This window comes from Pseudomonas sp. CP4 (genome assembly GCF_047758505.1).
GTDB lineage: Bacteria > Pseudomonadota > Gammaproteobacteria > Pseudomonadales > Pseudomonadaceae > Aquipseudomonas > Aquipseudomonas fluorescens_AO.
In genome coordinates this window covers 187,589-203,835 of record NZ_CP180489.1, presented here as the reverse complement: position 1 = coordinate 203,835, position 16,247 = coordinate 187,589, and the positions used below count along the sequence as shown (strand labels likewise).

General features: G+C 57.4%; 16 protein-coding genes and 1 pseudogene. 7 read left to right on the top strand and 10 right to left on the bottom strand.

The window, feature by feature from the left end; translation table 11 throughout:
* The first annotated feature begins 6 nt into the window (after positions 1 to 6).
* Complete coding sequence (locus ACMYUN_RS00820) at positions 7 to 876, top strand: TauD/TfdA dioxygenase family protein (protein ID WP_415762448.1); 870 nt, start codon at positions 7 to 9, stop codon at positions 874 to 876.
* Positions 877 to 919: 43 nt separating this feature from the next.
* Here the strand turns inward: ACMYUN_RS00820 and ACMYUN_RS00815 are convergent, their stop codons facing one another.
* The 7 genes and pseudogenes from ACMYUN_RS00815 to ACMYUN_RS00785 all read right to left on the bottom strand — a co-directional run bounded on the left by ACMYUN_RS00815 (position 920) and on the right by ACMYUN_RS00785 (position 6,878).
* Positions 920 to 1,609, bottom strand: a complete 690-nt coding sequence (locus ACMYUN_RS00815; RefSeq protein ID WP_039762899.1) for a hypothetical protein — start codon at positions 1,607 to 1,609, stop codon at positions 920 to 922.
* Positions 1,578 to 2,618, bottom strand: a complete 1,041-nt coding sequence (locus ACMYUN_RS00810; RefSeq protein ID WP_415762447.1) for a GSCFA domain-containing protein — start codon at positions 2,616 to 2,618, stop codon at positions 1,578 to 1,580. Before ACMYUN_RS00810 ends, ACMYUN_RS00815 begins: the two co-directional genes overlap by 32 nt.
* A 36-nt stretch (positions 2,619 to 2,654) precedes the next feature.
* Positions 2,655 to 3,170, bottom strand: coding sequence for a GNAT family N-acetyltransferase (locus ACMYUN_RS00805; protein ID WP_065617339.1), 516 nt, complete (start codon positions 3,168 to 3,170; stop codon positions 2,655 to 2,657).
* 169 nt (positions 3,171 to 3,339) lie between these two features.
* A pseudogene (locus ACMYUN_RS00800) lies at positions 3,340 to 3,651 on the bottom strand (alkyl sulfatase dimerization domain-containing protein); the annotation flags it as partial.
* 362 nt (positions 3,652 to 4,013) lie between these two features.
* The gene (gene umuC, locus ACMYUN_RS00795) at positions 4,014 to 5,294 is read right to left on the bottom strand and encodes a translesion error-prone DNA polymerase V subunit UmuC (protein WP_415762446.1); all 1,281 of its coding nucleotides are present in this window, start codon (positions 5,292 to 5,294) and stop codon (positions 4,014 to 4,016) included.
* Positions 5,281 to 5,712: a LexA family protein gene (locus ACMYUN_RS00790; protein ID WP_129999327.1), complete on the bottom strand. Its 432-nt coding sequence runs from the start codon at positions 5,710 to 5,712 to the stop codon at positions 5,281 to 5,283. The genes umuC and ACMYUN_RS00790 overlap by 14 nt, the downstream gene beginning before the upstream one ends.
* Positions 5,713 to 5,999: 287 nt before the next feature.
* Positions 6,000 to 6,878: a LysR substrate-binding domain-containing protein gene (locus ACMYUN_RS00785; RefSeq protein ID WP_039762905.1), complete on the bottom strand. Its 879-nt coding sequence runs from the start codon at positions 6,876 to 6,878 to the stop codon at positions 6,000 to 6,002.
* Positions 6,879 to 7,032: 154 nt separating this feature from the next.
* On the opposite strand from ACMYUN_RS00785, the gene ACMYUN_RS00780 reads away from it, so the two are divergent.
* The 6 genes from ACMYUN_RS00780 to ACMYUN_RS00755 all read left to right on the top strand — a co-directional run bounded on the left by ACMYUN_RS00780 (position 7,033) and on the right by ACMYUN_RS00755 (position 11,550).
* Complete coding sequence (locus ACMYUN_RS00780) at positions 7,033 to 7,458, top strand: VOC family protein (protein WP_039762906.1); 426 nt, start codon at positions 7,033 to 7,035, stop codon at positions 7,456 to 7,458.
* A gap of 113 nt (positions 7,459 to 7,571) precedes the next feature.
* Positions 7,572 to 8,828, top strand: a complete 1,257-nt coding sequence (locus ACMYUN_RS00775; protein WP_039762907.1) for a cation:dicarboxylate symporter family transporter — start codon at positions 7,572 to 7,574, stop codon at positions 8,826 to 8,828.
* A 126-nt stretch (positions 8,829 to 8,954) separates the two neighbouring features.
* The gene (locus ACMYUN_RS00770) at positions 8,955 to 10,061 is read left to right on the top strand and encodes an alkene reductase (protein WP_415762445.1); all 1,107 of its coding nucleotides are present in this window, start codon (positions 8,955 to 8,957) and stop codon (positions 10,059 to 10,061) included.
* Positions 10,062 to 10,140: 79 nt separating this feature from the next.
* A complete protein-coding gene (locus ACMYUN_RS00765; RefSeq protein WP_415764015.1) occupies positions 10,141 to 10,884 on the top strand; it encodes an SDR family oxidoreductase in 744 nt (247 codons plus the stop codon).
* 69 nt (positions 10,885 to 10,953) lie between these two features.
* Entirely contained in the window at positions 10,954 to 11,334 is a 381-nt protein-coding gene (locus tag ACMYUN_RS00760) for a nuclear transport factor 2 family protein (protein WP_415762444.1), read from the top strand.
* A 57-nt stretch (positions 11,335 to 11,391) separates the two neighbouring features.
* On the top strand, positions 11,392 to 11,550 hold the full coding sequence (locus tag ACMYUN_RS00755; protein WP_415764022.1) for a hypothetical protein: 159 nt from the start codon (positions 11,392 to 11,394) through the stop codon (positions 11,548 to 11,550).
* A gap of 691 nt (positions 11,551 to 12,241) precedes the next feature.
* Here the strand turns inward: ACMYUN_RS00755 and ACMYUN_RS00750 are convergent.
* The 3 genes from ACMYUN_RS00750 to ACMYUN_RS00740 all read right to left on the bottom strand — a co-directional run bounded on the left by ACMYUN_RS00750 (position 12,242) and on the right by ACMYUN_RS00740 (position 16,171).
* The gene (locus ACMYUN_RS00750) at positions 12,242 to 14,644 is read right to left on the bottom strand and encodes a TonB-dependent siderophore receptor (RefSeq protein ID WP_415762442.1); all 2,403 of its coding nucleotides are present in this window, start codon (positions 14,642 to 14,644) and stop codon (positions 12,242 to 12,244) included.
* Positions 14,645 to 14,711: 67 nt separating this feature from the next.
* Positions 14,712 to 15,662 carry a FecR domain-containing protein gene (locus ACMYUN_RS00745; RefSeq protein ID WP_415762440.1) on the bottom strand — a complete coding sequence of 317 codons (951 nt, stop codon included), beginning with the start codon at positions 15,660 to 15,662 and terminating at the stop codon, positions 14,712 to 14,714.
* The gene (locus ACMYUN_RS00740) at positions 15,662 to 16,171 is read right to left on the bottom strand and encodes a sigma-70 family RNA polymerase sigma factor (protein ID WP_039762918.1); all 510 of its coding nucleotides are present in this window, start codon (positions 16,169 to 16,171) and stop codon (positions 15,662 to 15,664) included. Before ACMYUN_RS00740 ends, ACMYUN_RS00745 begins: the two co-directional genes overlap by 1 nt.
* Between the last annotated feature and the right edge of the window lie 76 nt (positions 16,172 to 16,247).

Here is a 16,247-nt window from a genome sequence, read left to right as displayed (position 1 = left end):
GGGAACATGGATCAGTTGGCACTCAAGGCAATCGAGCGCATCGCCGCCGAACGGCGCGCGCCGTATCAGCACATCACGATCGAGCGGATCACGCCGATCATCGGCGCCGAGATCGGCGGCGTCGATCTTTCGCAGCCGCTGAGCGACGAGCAGCTCACGGAAATCCGCCGGGCCTTTCTGGAGAACCACGTGGTGGTGTTCCGCGATCAGCACCTGACGGTCGACGAACACAAGGCGTTTGGCCGGTTGTTCGGTGAGCTGCGGGCCCTGCCGGTGGAAGACATCGACGGCGATGACCCGGAGCTGGTGGTGATCCGCGCCAATGCGCAATCGCGCTACGTTGCCGGCGAAACCTGGCACACCGACGGCACCGCCGATCTGGCGCCGTCCATGGGCTCGATGCTGTACGTCAAGGAAACCCCGGCCATCGGCACCGGTGGAGACACGCTGTTCGCCAACATGCACCTGGCGCTGGAAATGCTGTCGCCGACGATGCAGCAGTTTCTCGGCGGATTGACCGCGATCCATGACGGTGCGATTCCGTGGAAGGGCTATGAGGCGCCGGCCAATCTGCCGAAAACCGAACACCCGGTGGTGGTTCGCCACCCGGAAACCGGGCGCAAGTCGCTGTTCGTCAATTCCGGGTTCACCTCGCACATCGTCCAGCTGTCTGACGGTGAAAGCCAGGTACTGTTGAACATGCTGTTTGACCTGGTCGCCCGCGAACCGGTCGTCAGCTGTCGCGTGCGCTGGGCGCCGAACAGCCTGGTGTTCTGGGACAACCGCTGCACACAGCACCATGCGGTCTGGGATTATTTTCCGCACTCGCGGTATGGCGAGCGGGTGACGATTCTGGGGACGCAGCCCAAGGCTTGAGTCTAAAAAATGGGTGGGAGCGGGCGCCGTTCCCATCGCTCATTCACAGACCTTGTTTGAGCAGTTGCTCGACGATCAACTCGCCGAACGCCAGATTCCCGTGCAACGGGTCATCCACCTCGCAGTACGCCGGAAGCTGAAAACCCAGCTCATCATTCGCCATTGCGCGCACGTCGATCAGCTCGATGCCGAGTCCTTGCAGGCGCTCGATCAGCAGCGCCTGCGCGGCCATGAACACGCGTGGGTCGGACAGCTCCGGCACCCGCTGCGGCGGCAGCACGGCGAAGACCTTGAGGTTCAGCGCCCGGGCCTGTTCATAGAACGCCAGCGCAGGCCGGGACAAGGTGTCGATGATGGACTCGAACAGCGGCCCGGTGAGAAAACCTTCGTCGAATTCGCCGTCCGGCGTCTGGTAGCAGGTCCAGTTCGGCGCGGTGGCGAGATAGTGCAGGCTCAGCCCGATGGTACTCACCAGCGGCACCCCGACCTTCGCCAGTTGCGGTACTTCGAATGGCTCAAGGGCCTGACGATACAGGCGCTCCATCTCGACGTCCCGAAACACCACGTCATGACGGGTCAGGCTGAAAAAATCCACCGCGAAATCCCGGCCGGTGCCCAGTGGGCCGCCACTCAAAGGCAACTCGCGGGCCTGCGCCGCCTTGCCGATGACCCCGGCATGGGAATCGCCCAGCAGCAGAAACCTAGGCGTAGTAATCGAGCACGGCGTCTTCACAGACAAGCTCCTCACTGGACACGCAAGTGGAGGCAACGCTGGTCGGCGCCTGCAGCGGTTGAACCGCATCGAGCCCGGCGAAAAACTGTCGCATGACAAATGCCACGCCTTCAGGCGTGACCTCCCGCTGGTTGGGTTGGTAGAACGCGCCCTTGAAAGGTGTGCCGGTGATGATTTCGTAGGAGGGGAAATAGTCGACGTCGTGCAGGTCTTCACACAGCTGCCCGGCAACGGCGCGCAAGACTGATTTGGAATAGGTGGTGGCGCTCAACACATGCTCGCCCGTGGCGGTTGCCGTCAGGGGCACCGGCGACACGGTGAGCAGCAGACGCAGTTGCGGGTTGATCGAACGCATCAATTCAAGCGCCCTGACCATGTCGCCATAGGTGTCCATGAAGCCGAAGTTGCAGAAGCAGTGCAACTGCGGATCGAAGGTGCCGCGCACGGTGCCGGGGCACACGGGATACACCAGACCGGTCTGGCGGTTCTGCCAGGCTTCGGTCAGGCCCAGGGTGAACACGAACACTTTGGCGCGGCGCAGGGCGGTGCGGATGGCATCGAGGGTGGCTTCGCGCGAGGTGAACAGTGCGTCCTCGCTGGCAAAGCCGTCGGGTTCCACGGCGGGGCGGAACGGGTCGAAGAAACGCCCGTCATGGGCCCAGGTTTCGTCGGGTGGCAGGCTCACGCCGAGCGCCCATTCCAGCCATTGGCACAGCATCGCCGGAGTGTACAGATTGCCGGTGCGAAACGAGAAAACCCCATAATTACGGGCCTTGCAGTCGGTTTCGGGCAGTCCGGGCGGGGCCGGTTCGGCATCCAGCCAGTTCATGCCGCGTTCGCCCAGCGCCCGGCCGATGTGCTGGGCGAAACACGAGCCGGCGGTGACGATGGCGTCCTTGTTGCCGATCTCGAATTGTGGCGTCCACAGTTGATCGATGTTCAGCGCGGGCTTGTCAGCCACGGCGGTGCGCCAGAAAGCGCGGGGTGGCAAGCACTGATAAGGGTTCACGAGGAGGGCCTCCTTGGCGGTCGCTGATAAAACCGGTCAGCTGATTTGATAGCGGTAGATCAGGTCGTCAAACCACCGATCTCCAATCTGATAGGCCTGCGGCACGCGGCGCTCGAATACAAAACCGCATTTCTCCAATACCTTGCATGACGCGATATTACCGTCGGTCACGGTCGACTCCAACGAGTCCAGGCCGATGTCCGCGGCATAGTCGATGATCGCCTGCCGCGACTCGGTGCCAAAGCCTTTGCCCTGATGCTCGGGCAACAGCAGGCAACCCACCTCGGCATGCCCCGGCGAGAGGATGCGGAATCCGGTCACACCCAGTTCCTGCCCGCTGGCCCTGTCGATCACCACCAGACACAACCAGTGATCCGACTGCGGCCCCCAGGCCGGAAGCCGATGCTCGAAGCCTTTGCGCACCTGGTCCTCGGCGATTTCACCGAACACATACTGCATGGTTTGCGGCTCCGAATGCAGCCTGAGGAACAGCGGCCAGTCGGATTCGACCATCGTGCGCAGGTCCAGGCGTTGCGTGGTGAGCTCAAGCATCCGCAGCTCCTTGCAAGGGCGGAAAGGGAAGACAGTTTTTTACTGGGTGCGGGGCGAAAGATCAATGATGCATCGAATTTGCGCTGGTGCGCTGTCGGCCGTCAGCCGACAGCGCTAGTCTATTCCATGGATTTTTTACAGATCAGTGTGGTTGTTTCACGCCCTTAATCGGCGGGCCGTTGCGCAGCTCCATGGCCGCGGTCAGGTAGCTGTTGCGCCAGGTCGCCGACTCCGCCTGATAGCCCATTTGCTCGAATGCGCAGGCCAGCAACTCCTTGGCGGCCGTGTCGTCGGGTTTGGCGAGCACGGCCTGATCCAGCAGCTCGGCGACCCAGCGGTATTCGCCCTTGTCGTAGGCCACGCGGGCGGCTTCAAGCACTTTGGCGTTACCTCCCATCTATTCGACGTAGCGCTTTGCCGATTCCTTGGGCACTAGAGGATTCAAGTGGGCGGGGTTGCCATCGTAGGCGCCCAGGTACTGAGGTATGGGCATCAACCGGAAGATGGGCTACAGACCCTATCTCGTACCCACGGTGGTTTGTTCTCACAGGGGCGACTAGCGTCCTGGGTGGGGGAATCTTTCTTTGGATCAAGCAATACCAGCGTCTCAGGGTGCTGAGCAAGAGCAATGGGAGTTGATCGACGGTATGACCGAAGCGTTCAGTAAGGCTACTAAAGACCTTGATCAGCTGTGACGCTTCGTTAGCCATCTGCTCACAATAACGCCAATGTAGATCCGCTAAGGAATGGCCAGCGACGGCAATCGCCTAGTGTCCGCTTTGGCCGTAAGCAGCCGTTCAAGGCTGCTCGTTTCTGCGGCGCTGTATGCCCATCTTGTAGTCGCTACTTGGCTCTGACCGTCCACAGCTGATCTAGCTTCGTCGTGTAACTCTGACTCATCAGCTCCCGACGCATTGCCCAATCAGGGGCGGCAGGCACGCTGGCTAAACGCAGCACTCCCTTTCCCCAGCGGCCATTTATCTCATCCAGAACGCTCATCACCTTGTCCGCTATCACGGGTTGCGAATGGGCGAACAGGTCATCGGTGAATTCGCCGGGTTGTCGCAAATCCATCAGCAGCACTTCCGCCTTGCTGTATTTGTAGCCGGGACGGAAGAGACGATTGACCGCTTCGGTCGCAGCCTTCGTCATCAGCCGCACGTCGTTGGTCGGGTACGGCAACTCCACCAAGGCGCCATTCGCATATTTCGCTTCTTCGGGATTGAACATGCCGGTGCGTATGCTCACGCGGATCTTCTTGCACAGCGAGTTTTGCACTCGGAGTTTTTCCGCCGCACGCTGGGTATAGGTGGCGACGGCCTCCTTGATTGGCTCGATTTGTGTCAGCCGCATACCGAACATTCTGCTGCAGCAAATCTCCTGCTTCGGTGGGTCAGCTTCCCCTAGTTCTAGACATGGTGTACCGGCCAGCTCGCGAGCAGTCTTCTCGATCACCACGCTGAATTTCTGGCGAAGCATCCACGGATCGGCTTTTGCCAAGTCCATCGCGGTCTTAATGCCCATCGTTTCCAGGTGAGCCTTCATCCGCTTGCCAATGCCCCAGACTTCGCCGACATCGGTGTTGCGCAGCGTCCAGTCCCGTTTGAACGGATCGCAGAGATCGACCACACCGCCGGTGATATCCAGCAGCCTTTTGGCGGTATGGTTTGCGAGCTTCGCCAGCGTCTTGGTGCCGGCAATACCCACCCCGACTGGAATGCCTGTGCGCTTGAGAAGGGTGGAGCGCATGTGCCTGCCGAACGCGGACAGATCTCCAGGCATGCCAGTCAAATCAGCAAATGCTTCATCAATGCTGTAGACCTCAAGTGCCGGCACCATCGATTCGATGATCGTCATGACGCGCTCGCTCATGTCGCCGTACAGAGCGTAATTGCTGCTGAATGCCACCACTCCATGCTGGCGTAGATGGTCTTTGATCTGGAAGTACGGCTGGCCCATCTTCACGAAAGGCTTGGCGTCGTAGCTACGCGCGATCACACAGCCGTCGTTGTTGGACAGCACTACAATAGGTGTCTTGGCGAGGTCCGGTCTAAAGACTCGCTCGCAGTTCGCGTAAAACGAGTTGCAGTCGATCAGGGCGAAGACAGGCTCACGTGTTGTCATGATCGCGCACGCTGTATTTCACCACGCCCCAGATCACAAGCTCATCGCCTTCCATGACATGTCTCGCCGGATATCTTGGGTTCTCTGACACAAGCATCACGGCGTTCTCGCGCAGAAGCAGGCGCTTGCAGAACGGTTCCGAATTCAACGCGGCGATAACGATATCGCCACTGACCGCCTCTATGCTCCGATCGACGATCACCATATCCCCGGAATAGATACCCGCGCCTTGCATGCTGTCTCCATCAATCTTTACCAGGTACACGTGCGGCGCCCGGATATCGAACAGCTCATCCAGGGAAATGTGCTTTTCGATATGATCAGCCGCAGGAGAGGGGAAGCCCGCCGGTACCTTGGATGAATAAAGTGGCAGCTTCTTACCGCCAGTAGCGAGTGGGCCGAGGAGGGTGATGCTCATGATGCAAGCCTTAGGAGATTAACTGTACGTACATACAGTTAACGATTTGGTTCGCTTGCGGTCAATCTCAGAGGCACGACAATTCGACGGGTGACAGCATGTGCGGACGCTACTCGATCTACGAGTCCATGGATCACTATCTTAAGGAGCTTGCGCCAAAGCAGTTGGTGATCAATGGCTATGACCTATGGCCAAAAGCACGGCGCTTTGACAGTTGAATCTTGGCTGAGCAAGTGATTTGGTGATTGAGTGAAAAAGGGCCCTATTAGGGCCTTTTTTTGAGGCTCTTATTTGGAGATTGCTGTTACCTGATCACTAATAAGCTGAGCCAAAATTCGCACAGGCTCCGTAAAACTCTGTCGAGACCTATGCACCAGCCCGATATCCCGGTGAAAGGTGTGTTGTCCCAAATCGATCGCTCGTACGCCTGCGGGCCATTCCTGCTGGAATTCCGTCTGTGGCACCAGCGCTATGCCTACACCTTTTTCAACCAGCTTGATGATGGCCTCCAGTTCATCCAGTTCGCAAACTTCCTGCAAGGTGAAATGCATCTGCCGCAGGAAACGATCGACCTGCCTGCCGCCGAAGGATGATCGGTCATAGCGAATGAATGGCTGGCTGGACAGCAGTTCCGACCAGTCTTCTCCCTCTAGGTCACGTGGCACGATCAGTCGGTAGGGCTCTAGCGCCAATGTCGTCCAGCGCAGGTCACTTTGGAGGGAGAAGGGCGGGCGAATGATGACGGCCATGTCGATCTCGCCGGCGTCGACGAGGTTCACCATCTCCATTGAAAGGCCTGGGATGACACGTGTGCGGCACTGCGGACACTGTTTGTGAAACTTCGCAAGCGCATCGGGCAAATAGGAGCGCTGCACGGACGCGATCGCACCGATGTTGACCAGCACGCTGGGAGGCTCGCCCGGCGCTGTAGAGCCCAGATTGTCATAAAGTCTCAGCAGCTCCTGCGCCTGCAGAAGTATCTGGTGGCCCATTTTGTTGAGATGGGCAGAGCGTCCTTTCCTGTCGAAAATTTCGAATCCGAGCTCGGCTTCCAGGCGCTGGATTTGCGCGCTCACAGCAGCCTGAGTCAGGCCGATCTTGTTGCCAGCAGCGGCGAATGTGCCTTCCCGCGCCACAGCAATGAGTGTCTTCAGTTCTTTGATCATTCACAAATATTAATTGTGTTTCTAAGAAATATATATTGTTTTTTATGTTTGGCTTCCCGTCCTACGATGTTTCCCATCCCCGGCAAACGGCTTAATCCAGAGAGTCAATGACGGTGGAAATGTTCGCCAACCAACAAAAATATTTGGAGTACTGATGAGCCTCTCGCCATTCCACCTCGCAATCCCTGTTTACGACCTGGCTGCAGCTCGCACCTTTTACGGTGAGGTTTTTGGTCTTGAAGAAGGGCGCTCCAGCACGCAGTGGGTAGATTTCGATTTTTATGGTCACCAACTGGTGATTCACGAACATCCAAAAACCGCTTCGCAGGAAAGCGTGCATAGCAATCCAGTTGACGGACACGATGTTCCAGTTCCGCACTTCGGCATCATTTTAGGTTGGGAACAGTGGGAAGCACTGGCCGAACGTCTGAAGTCGTTTGGTACTGAATTCGTGATTGAGCCGTACATTCGTTTCAAAGGCCAAGTGGGCGAGCAAGCCACCATGTTTTTGTTTGATCCGTGCGGCAACGCTCTTGAGTTCAAGGCTTTCAAGGATATGAGCCAGCTCTTCGCCAAGTAACAACAGCCATGGCACAACGGCGTTGTGCCATTTGATCTCAAATGAGCTGGAAGCTCATGACTCTAGCAACTGCGAATAGACGCAGACCTTTCACTCCAACAAAAAGGCTAGACATGAAACGTATTCCCTTGGTGTGGCAAATCGTTGCCGGGCTGTTGCTTGGCGTGCTTGTCGGTTGGTACTTCAATACGCATCCGCATTATCAGACATGGGTGAGTTCGGAGATCCTCAAACCGCTCGGAGATATCTTCATCAAGATGATGAAGATGGTGGTTGTACCGATTGTGTTCTGTTGCATGATTCTGGGCATCGCAGGCGGTGGCGATAACAAATCGTTTGGCCGCATGGGGATAAAATCGCTGGGCTACTTTTTTGCAATTACGGCCTTGGCCATTGTCATCGGCTTATGTTTCGCCAACGTCTTCGAGCCGGGTACGGGCACCGACATTTCCGGTATTTCGCACGGTACCGCATCGATCGCTCTGGAACCGTCCAAAGGCGCATTAGTCATCTTGCAGAACATCGTCCCTGACAATGTGCTGGTTGCCATGTCAGAAGCGAAGTTGCTGTCAGTACTGTTTTTTGCAGTGTTGCTGGGCCTGGCATTGAATGCTTTACCCGAAGACAAAAGCGCACCTTTCATTGCGATGATTCAGAGCCTTTCCGATGCGATGTTCAAGGTTGTTTCAATCGTCATGGCCTACGCACCGATCGGTGTGTTTGGAATGATCGGCGCGACCGTGGCGACGTTTGGTTTCGCCTCATTGTTGCCGTTGCTCAAGCTAATAGGGGTGGTGTATTTGGCGCTGATAGTTTTCGCGTTGGTGATACTCGGCGGCATTTGCTATTTGATTGGAGAAAACATTTTCAAGTTGATCCGGTACTTTCGCAATGAGCTGATTCTGGCGTTTTCGAGTGCCGCGTCAGCCGCCGTCATGCCGCAGTTGATGACGCGATTGGAGAACTACGGTGTACCGCGTCGGATCGTCAGTTTTGTGGTGCCGGTGGGTTATGCGTTCAACCTGGATGGCGCATCGATTTTTCTCGGTGTGGCGACGATTTTCGTGGCGCAGCTCTATGGCATCGATCTGACGTTATCGCAGCAGATTCTGTTAGTGGTAACGATGGTGCTGACTTCGAAGGGCGCGGCAGGGGTGCCGGGTTTTGCCATCATCATTTTGTCCGCGACATTGGCGTCTGCCGGATTGCCACTGGAAGGCGTGGCGTTGATTGCCGGCATTTTCAGGATCATCGACAGCGGCACCACTACGCTGAATGTGCTGGGTAATGCCATCGCACCGCTGGTGATTGCGAAGTGGGAAAGGGTGCAACTGGAACCTGCGCGGGCTCAACCAGCGTCTAGCGTCTAGTCGTTCATCCGATACTGAGCAAGGTCACTAGCCGACCGGACTGATCACAAGCAAGCGCCTGCTGGCATAGGGGCGGTTTTTTTTAAGTTTTCAACTAGACGACCGGTCTATTCATTTGGAGTTTTTATGATTGATATTGCCGCAGACACCGACCTGTTTTCCCCCATGACGATGGGGGCGATGCAACTGGCTAACCGAATTGTCATGGCGCCAGTGACTCGCAGTCGAATGGCTGACGACGGCGTGCCGAACGAAATGCATGCCACTTATTATGCCCAGCGGGCCAGCGCGGGCCTGATCATCGCCGAGGCCACGAACATTTCTGCTCAGGGGCGTGGCTATGCCATGACGCCCGGTATCTGGTCCGAGGAGCAGGTGGCAGGCTGGAAAAAAGTCACTGACGCAGTGCATGCGGCCGGCGGGAAAATCGTCAGCCAGTTATGGCACGTAGGTCGCTTCTCCAGCGTTGAGTTGCAGCCAAACGGCGAAGCGCCGGTCGCGCCCTCAGCAATCAAGGCCGAAGGTACGACCTATACCAACAATGGCATGGTCGAAGTGTCCATGCCTCGGGCGCTTGAGACTTCAGAGATCCCGGGGATCATCGAGCAGTACAGGCATGCGGCAGAAAATGCAAAACGCGCCGGTTTTGATGGCGTTGAAGTCCATTCTGCCAACAGCTATCTGCTCGATCAGTTCCTGCGTGATTCCACCAACCACCGGACTGACCGGTACGGTGGCTCCATCGAAAATCGGACACGACTGACACTTGAAGTCACCGAAGCCGTGGTAGCAATTTGGGGCAGTGATCGGGTCGGCATCCGCCTTTCACCCGTAACTCCTGATGCAGGTAACACGCCTCCAGACAGCAACGTCATGGCGACCTACGGTCACCTCATTCAACAGTTGAACAGATTCAATTTGGCCTATCTGCATTTCGTCGAAGGCGCGACAGCCACCTCTCGTACCGTTCCTGAAGGGGTGGATCTGGACGCGCTGAGTGCGCAGTTCGAAGGTTCGTACATTGGCAACAACAACTATGACCTGGAAATGGCGCTGGAGCGCAGGGCGCAAGGGCGGATTGATGCCGTGGCGTTTGGTCGGTTGTTCATTGCCAACCCCGATTTGGTAGAGCGCCTGCGTCGGGGTCTCGAGCTGAGCATAGCGCCGCGCGAGAGTTATTACGGCGGAGGCGCCAAGGGCTACATCGATTGGCCAACGGCCAACTCCAATTAATTGGAGATTCCCTTTGCGTCAGTTCGGCGCGGGGAGGCTTCGTCGCGAAAAAATTTCGCCGCACAAGAGGTACTCAAATATGAATTATCTGCAAAACAAGGTTGCCATCGTCACTGGCGCGTCTTCCGGCATTGGTGCTGCCACCACCCGCGCGTTGGCCGCGCATGGCGCTCGCGTCGTGGCAGCGGCACTCGATCAGAGCGGGTTGGAATCGTTTGTTGCCGAGCTGCGTGAGGCCGGGAGCGACGTGGTCGCTTTCACCACAGACGTTACCCATCTGGATCAAACCAAAGCGCTCGCGAAGTTTGCACAAGACACCTATGGCGCAGTGGACATCCTGGTCAACAACGCCGGCCTGATGCTTTTTTCCAACTGGGTCGATCTGGCCGTGCAGGATTGGGAAAAGATGATCGATGTGAACATCAAGGGCTACCTCAACACTACTGCTGCTGTGTTGCCATTCATGCTCGAACAGAAAACCGGGCAGATTCTCAACATGGACTCCGTTGCAGGTCACCAGGTCGGCCCGGCGGCGGGTGTTTACAGCGCTACCAAGTTTTTCGTCCAGGCCATGACCGAATCCATGCGAAAGGAGTTGGGCGTGCAGCATGGCATCCGCGTCAACACCGTCAGCCCGGGCGTGATCAATACCGGCTGGGCGGACAAGGTCAGTGATCCTGAAGGGCGTAAGGCTGCCCAAGAGCTGAACCGGATTGCCATTGCGCCGGACGATATTGCCCGCGCAGTGATATACGCGCTCAACCAACCGGAAAATGTCACCGTCAACGATTTGATCATCTCGCCGACGCGCCAGGATTGGTAATTGTCGTTTGAGTTTTCCGTGCCCGAGTGACCAAAAGGGTCACCGGCAACATGCAACCAGGAGTACATCATGAGCAATCCAACTTACGTCCAGGAATACAACGCGATCGTTGCTGTTCTGAGTCAGTACAACGAAGGTGGTGCCAAGGCTGACAGCACTGTGATGAAGCCCGCGTTCAACGAGCAAGCAACTATGTTTGGCGTCGACGGCGACAAGCTCGTCGGCGGCGCGATCCAGAATCTGTACGACGTCATCGACAACTCTTTCCGCCCATCTCCCGAGGCCAAAGCCGCGATCGTTCGCATCGACATCGTAGGCACTGCCGCCAGTGCGCGCGTTGATACTGACAATGTATCGGGATATCGATTCACCGACTTCTTCAATCTGCTGAAGGCAGAAGGCAAGTGGACGATCGTCAGCAAGATTTACCACACCCATCCGACCACTTGAGCATTTGAGCGCGTTTGGCGACGTGTGTTTTACGTCGCCCAATGAAAGGAGAGAACCATGTCAAAGAACATCAAGGCGGTACCAACCTCCGAGTACCACGCTGTCATCGCTACCGCCAATCGATACGTTGAAGGTCTGCGTGTGGGCAGTGCAGAAGGCGTTGCTCAAGCTTTCCATAAAGACATTCCGTCCAGTAATTACGAAAGGCTGACATAAAGCCTGAGGCCGTTCCCATCCATGATTTAACATAATATACATTACACGTAACAAGATGTTTCGAGATTGGCGTGATTGCCCACACAATCGAATCCACTGAAACGTTAAAAGGTGCTTCTTCTTTTGAACCTCTACGTCCGGTGTCAAAGATTTCCCTATCCGATTCTTCGAATGGAAAAATCCCGCTACTACCGTATCGGGATTTCTGATTTGGTTGAGATGCGTTGATCCCTCTTGTGGAGAATTACAAGCCACTTCTCGGCTTAATAGGCGTCGGTGCGGGCATAATCCGCTGTTCGGACGCAGCACGCTGCTCCGCCCGTTGTCTGTCGATTAAATCCTGTCGCCGTGCCAGTTGGTCCGGTGTTAATTGCGTCAATTGCTCTGGAGTCAGATTCAAGAGTTGGGCATCGCTGAACGTTGTCATGGCGTTTCTCTTTGGAGGAATGTGCTTATTACACAGCCTCCATCCTTCGTGACTCAGAGCAATTTTAAAACTGTAAGAGATAACAGTTTTTTAGACCCTATTGCGTTATCGGCCATAACGAAAAAGCATGTTGGTGGCCTCCGGCTCGCGCTGAATCATCGCCTTTCCCACCGTTATCGCAATATTCTTCGTTAGCTCAACTAAACGGTCATTTAGTGGAGTTAACGTATTTTTGGCGACATTCGACGATTTTCCCCTACTCCACTAAAAATCCACCGTTGCCGACAGCAGATAGGTTCGCGGCGTCGAAAGCGTCAACCCCGGCTCACTGTCATCCGATGCACCCGCCGAACTCCAATAGCGTTTATCCAGCACGTTTTCGACGTTGGCGCGCAAGGTAATGGTCTTCTCATCCAGCTTGAAAGCATAGCGTGTGCCTACGTCGAACCGTTCCCAGGAGTCGATTTCTTTGTCATTCGACTGATCCAGATACTGCGAACTCGAGTAAATCCCGCGACTGGTCAGGGTCAGCCCCTGCACGTTTGGCACATCCCACTCCGCGCCAAGGTTGACGTTGTATTTGGGTGTCGCCGGTGCGCGATTGCCGTCGAACGTGCCGTTGGTGGTCTGGCTCAGTTCGCTATCGATGTACATCACACCGCCGAGCAACCTGAAGCCTTTGAGCGGTTCGCCGAACACGCTCAGTTCCACGCCGTTGTTCTCGCGCTTGCCGTTTGGGCCGAAGACTCGCGTGGTGGCGTTGGTTTCGTACGCCGGTTGTTTAATGCGGAACACCGCTGCCGTCAGCGCGTATGCGCCCGCGTCGTACTTGGCGCCGACTTCGACCTGGCGGCTGATGAATGGCGGGAAGATTTCGTCTTCGTTGATTGACGTTGATGGCGCGATCTTGCCTTGGCTCAGACCCTCCATGTAGTTGGCGTACAGCGAAAGTTTGTCGGTTGCCTTGAACAGAATTCCGCCCGACGGCGAGACTTTTTCCTCATCGTAAGCCGTGTCGCCCTTGATGCCGTCGCTCCAGTCATCGACTTTGACCCGCTGCCAGCGCGCGCCCAAAGTCAGCAACAGGCGATCGTCGAAGAAACCGAGCGTGTCGGACAAGGCCACGCCGCTGAAGCGGTTCTCTGTGTAGACCTTGGCGTCATTGCGGGTCGGCGTGCCGGGTCTGGCGATTTCCACCGGGTCGTAGAGATTACTGCGCCCGGCCGCGTAACGGGCGCCGCCGTTTTCGAAGTCCATATAAAAGTAGTTGGCCGCCAGGTTCACCTCATGGCTGACCGGCCCGGTCTGGAACCAGTTACGCACCCCAGCGGTAGCCGTACGAACGTTTTCGTCGCGGGTGAAATCTCGCGGCTGGACGCTAAAGTCACCGGCATCGTTGGTCACCGAAACAGCATGGCGCAAGAAGTCGTGATTGCTTTTGCGTGCGCCGACGCCGCCATACAGCATCACCGAATCGCTGACATCGAACTCGCCGTTGACCGTGCCGAACGTGTCTTTGGTGCGCGCCTGGCTCCAGGGTTGCGCATAGTTGTCGCGCACATCATTGGCGTTCGGCACCTTGGCATTGGCGGCGACTTGCACGCGTTCTTGCGGTGCGTCGGTGTCGCGCTCGGTGTGGCCGATATCGGTGGAAAGTCGCAAGCGTTCACCACGGAAATCCAGACCGACTACTGCCATGTCGCGATCGACACTCTGATGATCCCATTCGGTATCCCCGGACTGTTTAACCCCGTTGAAGCGCACCCCGAACTGATTGTCTTCGCCAAAGCGCCGACCGACATCCACCGCGCCGCCGACCTGGTTGTTCGAGGCGTAATTGGCCGTCAGCGAGGTAATCGGCTTGTCGGTCGCGCGTTTCGGCACGACGTTGATCCCCCCTCCTACACTGCCCCGTGGCGAAATCCCGTTGATCAATTGGCTTGGGCCCTTGAGGATGTCGACGCGATCAGCCATCTCCATGTCGATGGTGTACGTCGGCAAGACACCGTAAAGGCCGTTGTAGGAAACGTCGCTGTTGAACAGGCTGAAACCACGGATGGTGAATTGCTCGTAGCGACCACCGGCCGGGTTGGTTGCGCGCACCGAAGGGTCGCTGCCGATCAGGTCGCCCAGCGTGCGCGCCTGTTGGTTTTTCACCGTTTCGCTGGTGTAAGTGGTCATGCTGAACGGGGTTTCCATAAAATCCCTGGAGCCCAGCAGCCCTTGCGAGCCACGCCGTGCGACCTGACCGCCGGCAAACACGTCGGCATCCGCCGAGTCGCTCGCGCCAAGAATCGAGGTAGGCGCAAGCTGCAAGGTGCTGCCTTCTGCCGCAGGCACCAGCGTATAAGCCTGATCGCCGACCGGCTGCAGCTGCAAACCAGAGCCCAGCAACAACCGGCTGAACCCCTCCTCCACGCCATATTCACCGGACAAACCATTGCTGTTGCGGCCGCTGACCAGTGCCGGATCCACCGACAGATTGACCCCGGCGAGACCGGCGAAACGCGTCAGCGCCGCACTCAGGCTACCGGCCGGCACCTGATAACTGCGGCGGCTGCCGTCGTCGGCCCAGCTCGATTGGATCAACACGGGGCTGGCACTCAGGCTCAGCAAAAGGCTCAACTGCAACAACGGACGCAAACGACCTGGAAATACTGCGGGCATTGGAAGAAGCTCTCGATTTTGTTCACTTGCCTGGAATGACCAGCGAGGCGAAAAAAAGGGACAGGCTTCAGCCAGTTTTTTCTGCACGCGGTACCAGTGACACCCAAAATCGCGTTCGCGTTTGCACGTCGACGGGCAAACTGGCTGCCAGCAGTGCGAGCACTTGATCGGTATCGTCGAGGCGGAAACTGCCGGTGATGCGCAGCGATTCCAGCGCCGGATCCCAGCGCAACACACCCGAGCGGTAGCGACTCAGCTCGCGAAGGAAATCACCCAGCGGCTGGTTTTGCGCCATCAGCACGCCGTCGCGCCAACCCGGCATCAATGCATCGAACGCCGTCATCGCTCCCGCGCCCGAAGCTTGCAGGCTGACTTGCTGGCCCTGCTTCAATACCAGCGCCGGGCCGTGCAGCGGCTGCAATTGCACCGAACCGCGCAGCACGCAGACCTGGCAATTGCGTGCATTGAGGCGCACCGAGATGTCGCTGTGATTGACGATCATCCGCCCATAAGGCGCGTTGACGATAAAGGCCGCATCGCCCGCCACGCTGAGTCCCATTTCCCCACGAATCAGCGTCAACTGACGTGCAGGCAGATCGACATTCACCGCGCTGTCGGTGTTGAGTTGCAATGAAGAACCCTGTGCCAATTGCACTTTGCGCCGCTCACCGGTACTGGTGTGCATATCGGCGCGCCACACTTCCAGCGGCAGTTCGCGTCCGATCAACCACACCGCCGGCACCAGCGCGGCCACGCCCAAAGCACGCTTGAGCGCCGCGCGCCGCGCCGGATCCGGCCGGTCCAGCGTGGCCATGGCCAGTGTCGGCGGCAAACCTGCGAAACGCTGGCGAAGCTGCTGGATTTTCTGCCAAGCGTTCTCGTGGCGACTGTCGCTGCTACGCCAATGCTGCAATCGCGCGTGATCTTCATCGCTGGCACCGCCGGATTCAAGCAAGGCCAGCCATTGCGCCGCCGCTCGTGCGACTTCCCGCGTTTCCTCGCTGGGGGCAACGCGCATTACAGCTCCACCAGCAGGCAATGCTCGTACGCCTGGGCCATGTAACGTTTGACGGTCCGTTCAGAAACTTGCAAGCGCTCGGCGATCTCGCGGTAGCCAAGGCCTTCGAGTTGACTCCAAAGAAATGCCCGGCGCACCGCTCGCGGCAAGCCATCGAGCAATTCATCCAGCGCCTGCAAGGTCTCCAGCAGCAACCAGCGCTGTTCCGGCGACGGTGCGCACGCTTCCGGCATTTGGGCCAAGGCGTCGAGGTAGGCTTTTTCCAGATGGCGTCGCGTGTAGAAATTGCTCAGCAGGCGTTTGCCGACAGTGAGCAAATACGCGCGCGGCTCGCGTAACTCGGCCAGTGGCGGTGCGTTGCACAGGACGCGCAGAAAGGTGTCCTGACTCAGGTCAGCCGCATCCCACGCGTTGCCCATGCGCCGGCGCAGCCAGGTTTCCAGCCAGCCGCGGTGCTCGCGATACAACTGCTGCAGGCTCTGCTCCGACGGTGACGTGGCTTCAATCATCTCAAGAGACCCTGCGCGAAGGTAGATTCAAATGAGACTGATTCTATTTAACTTCGCCAAGGACACAAAGCCTTTT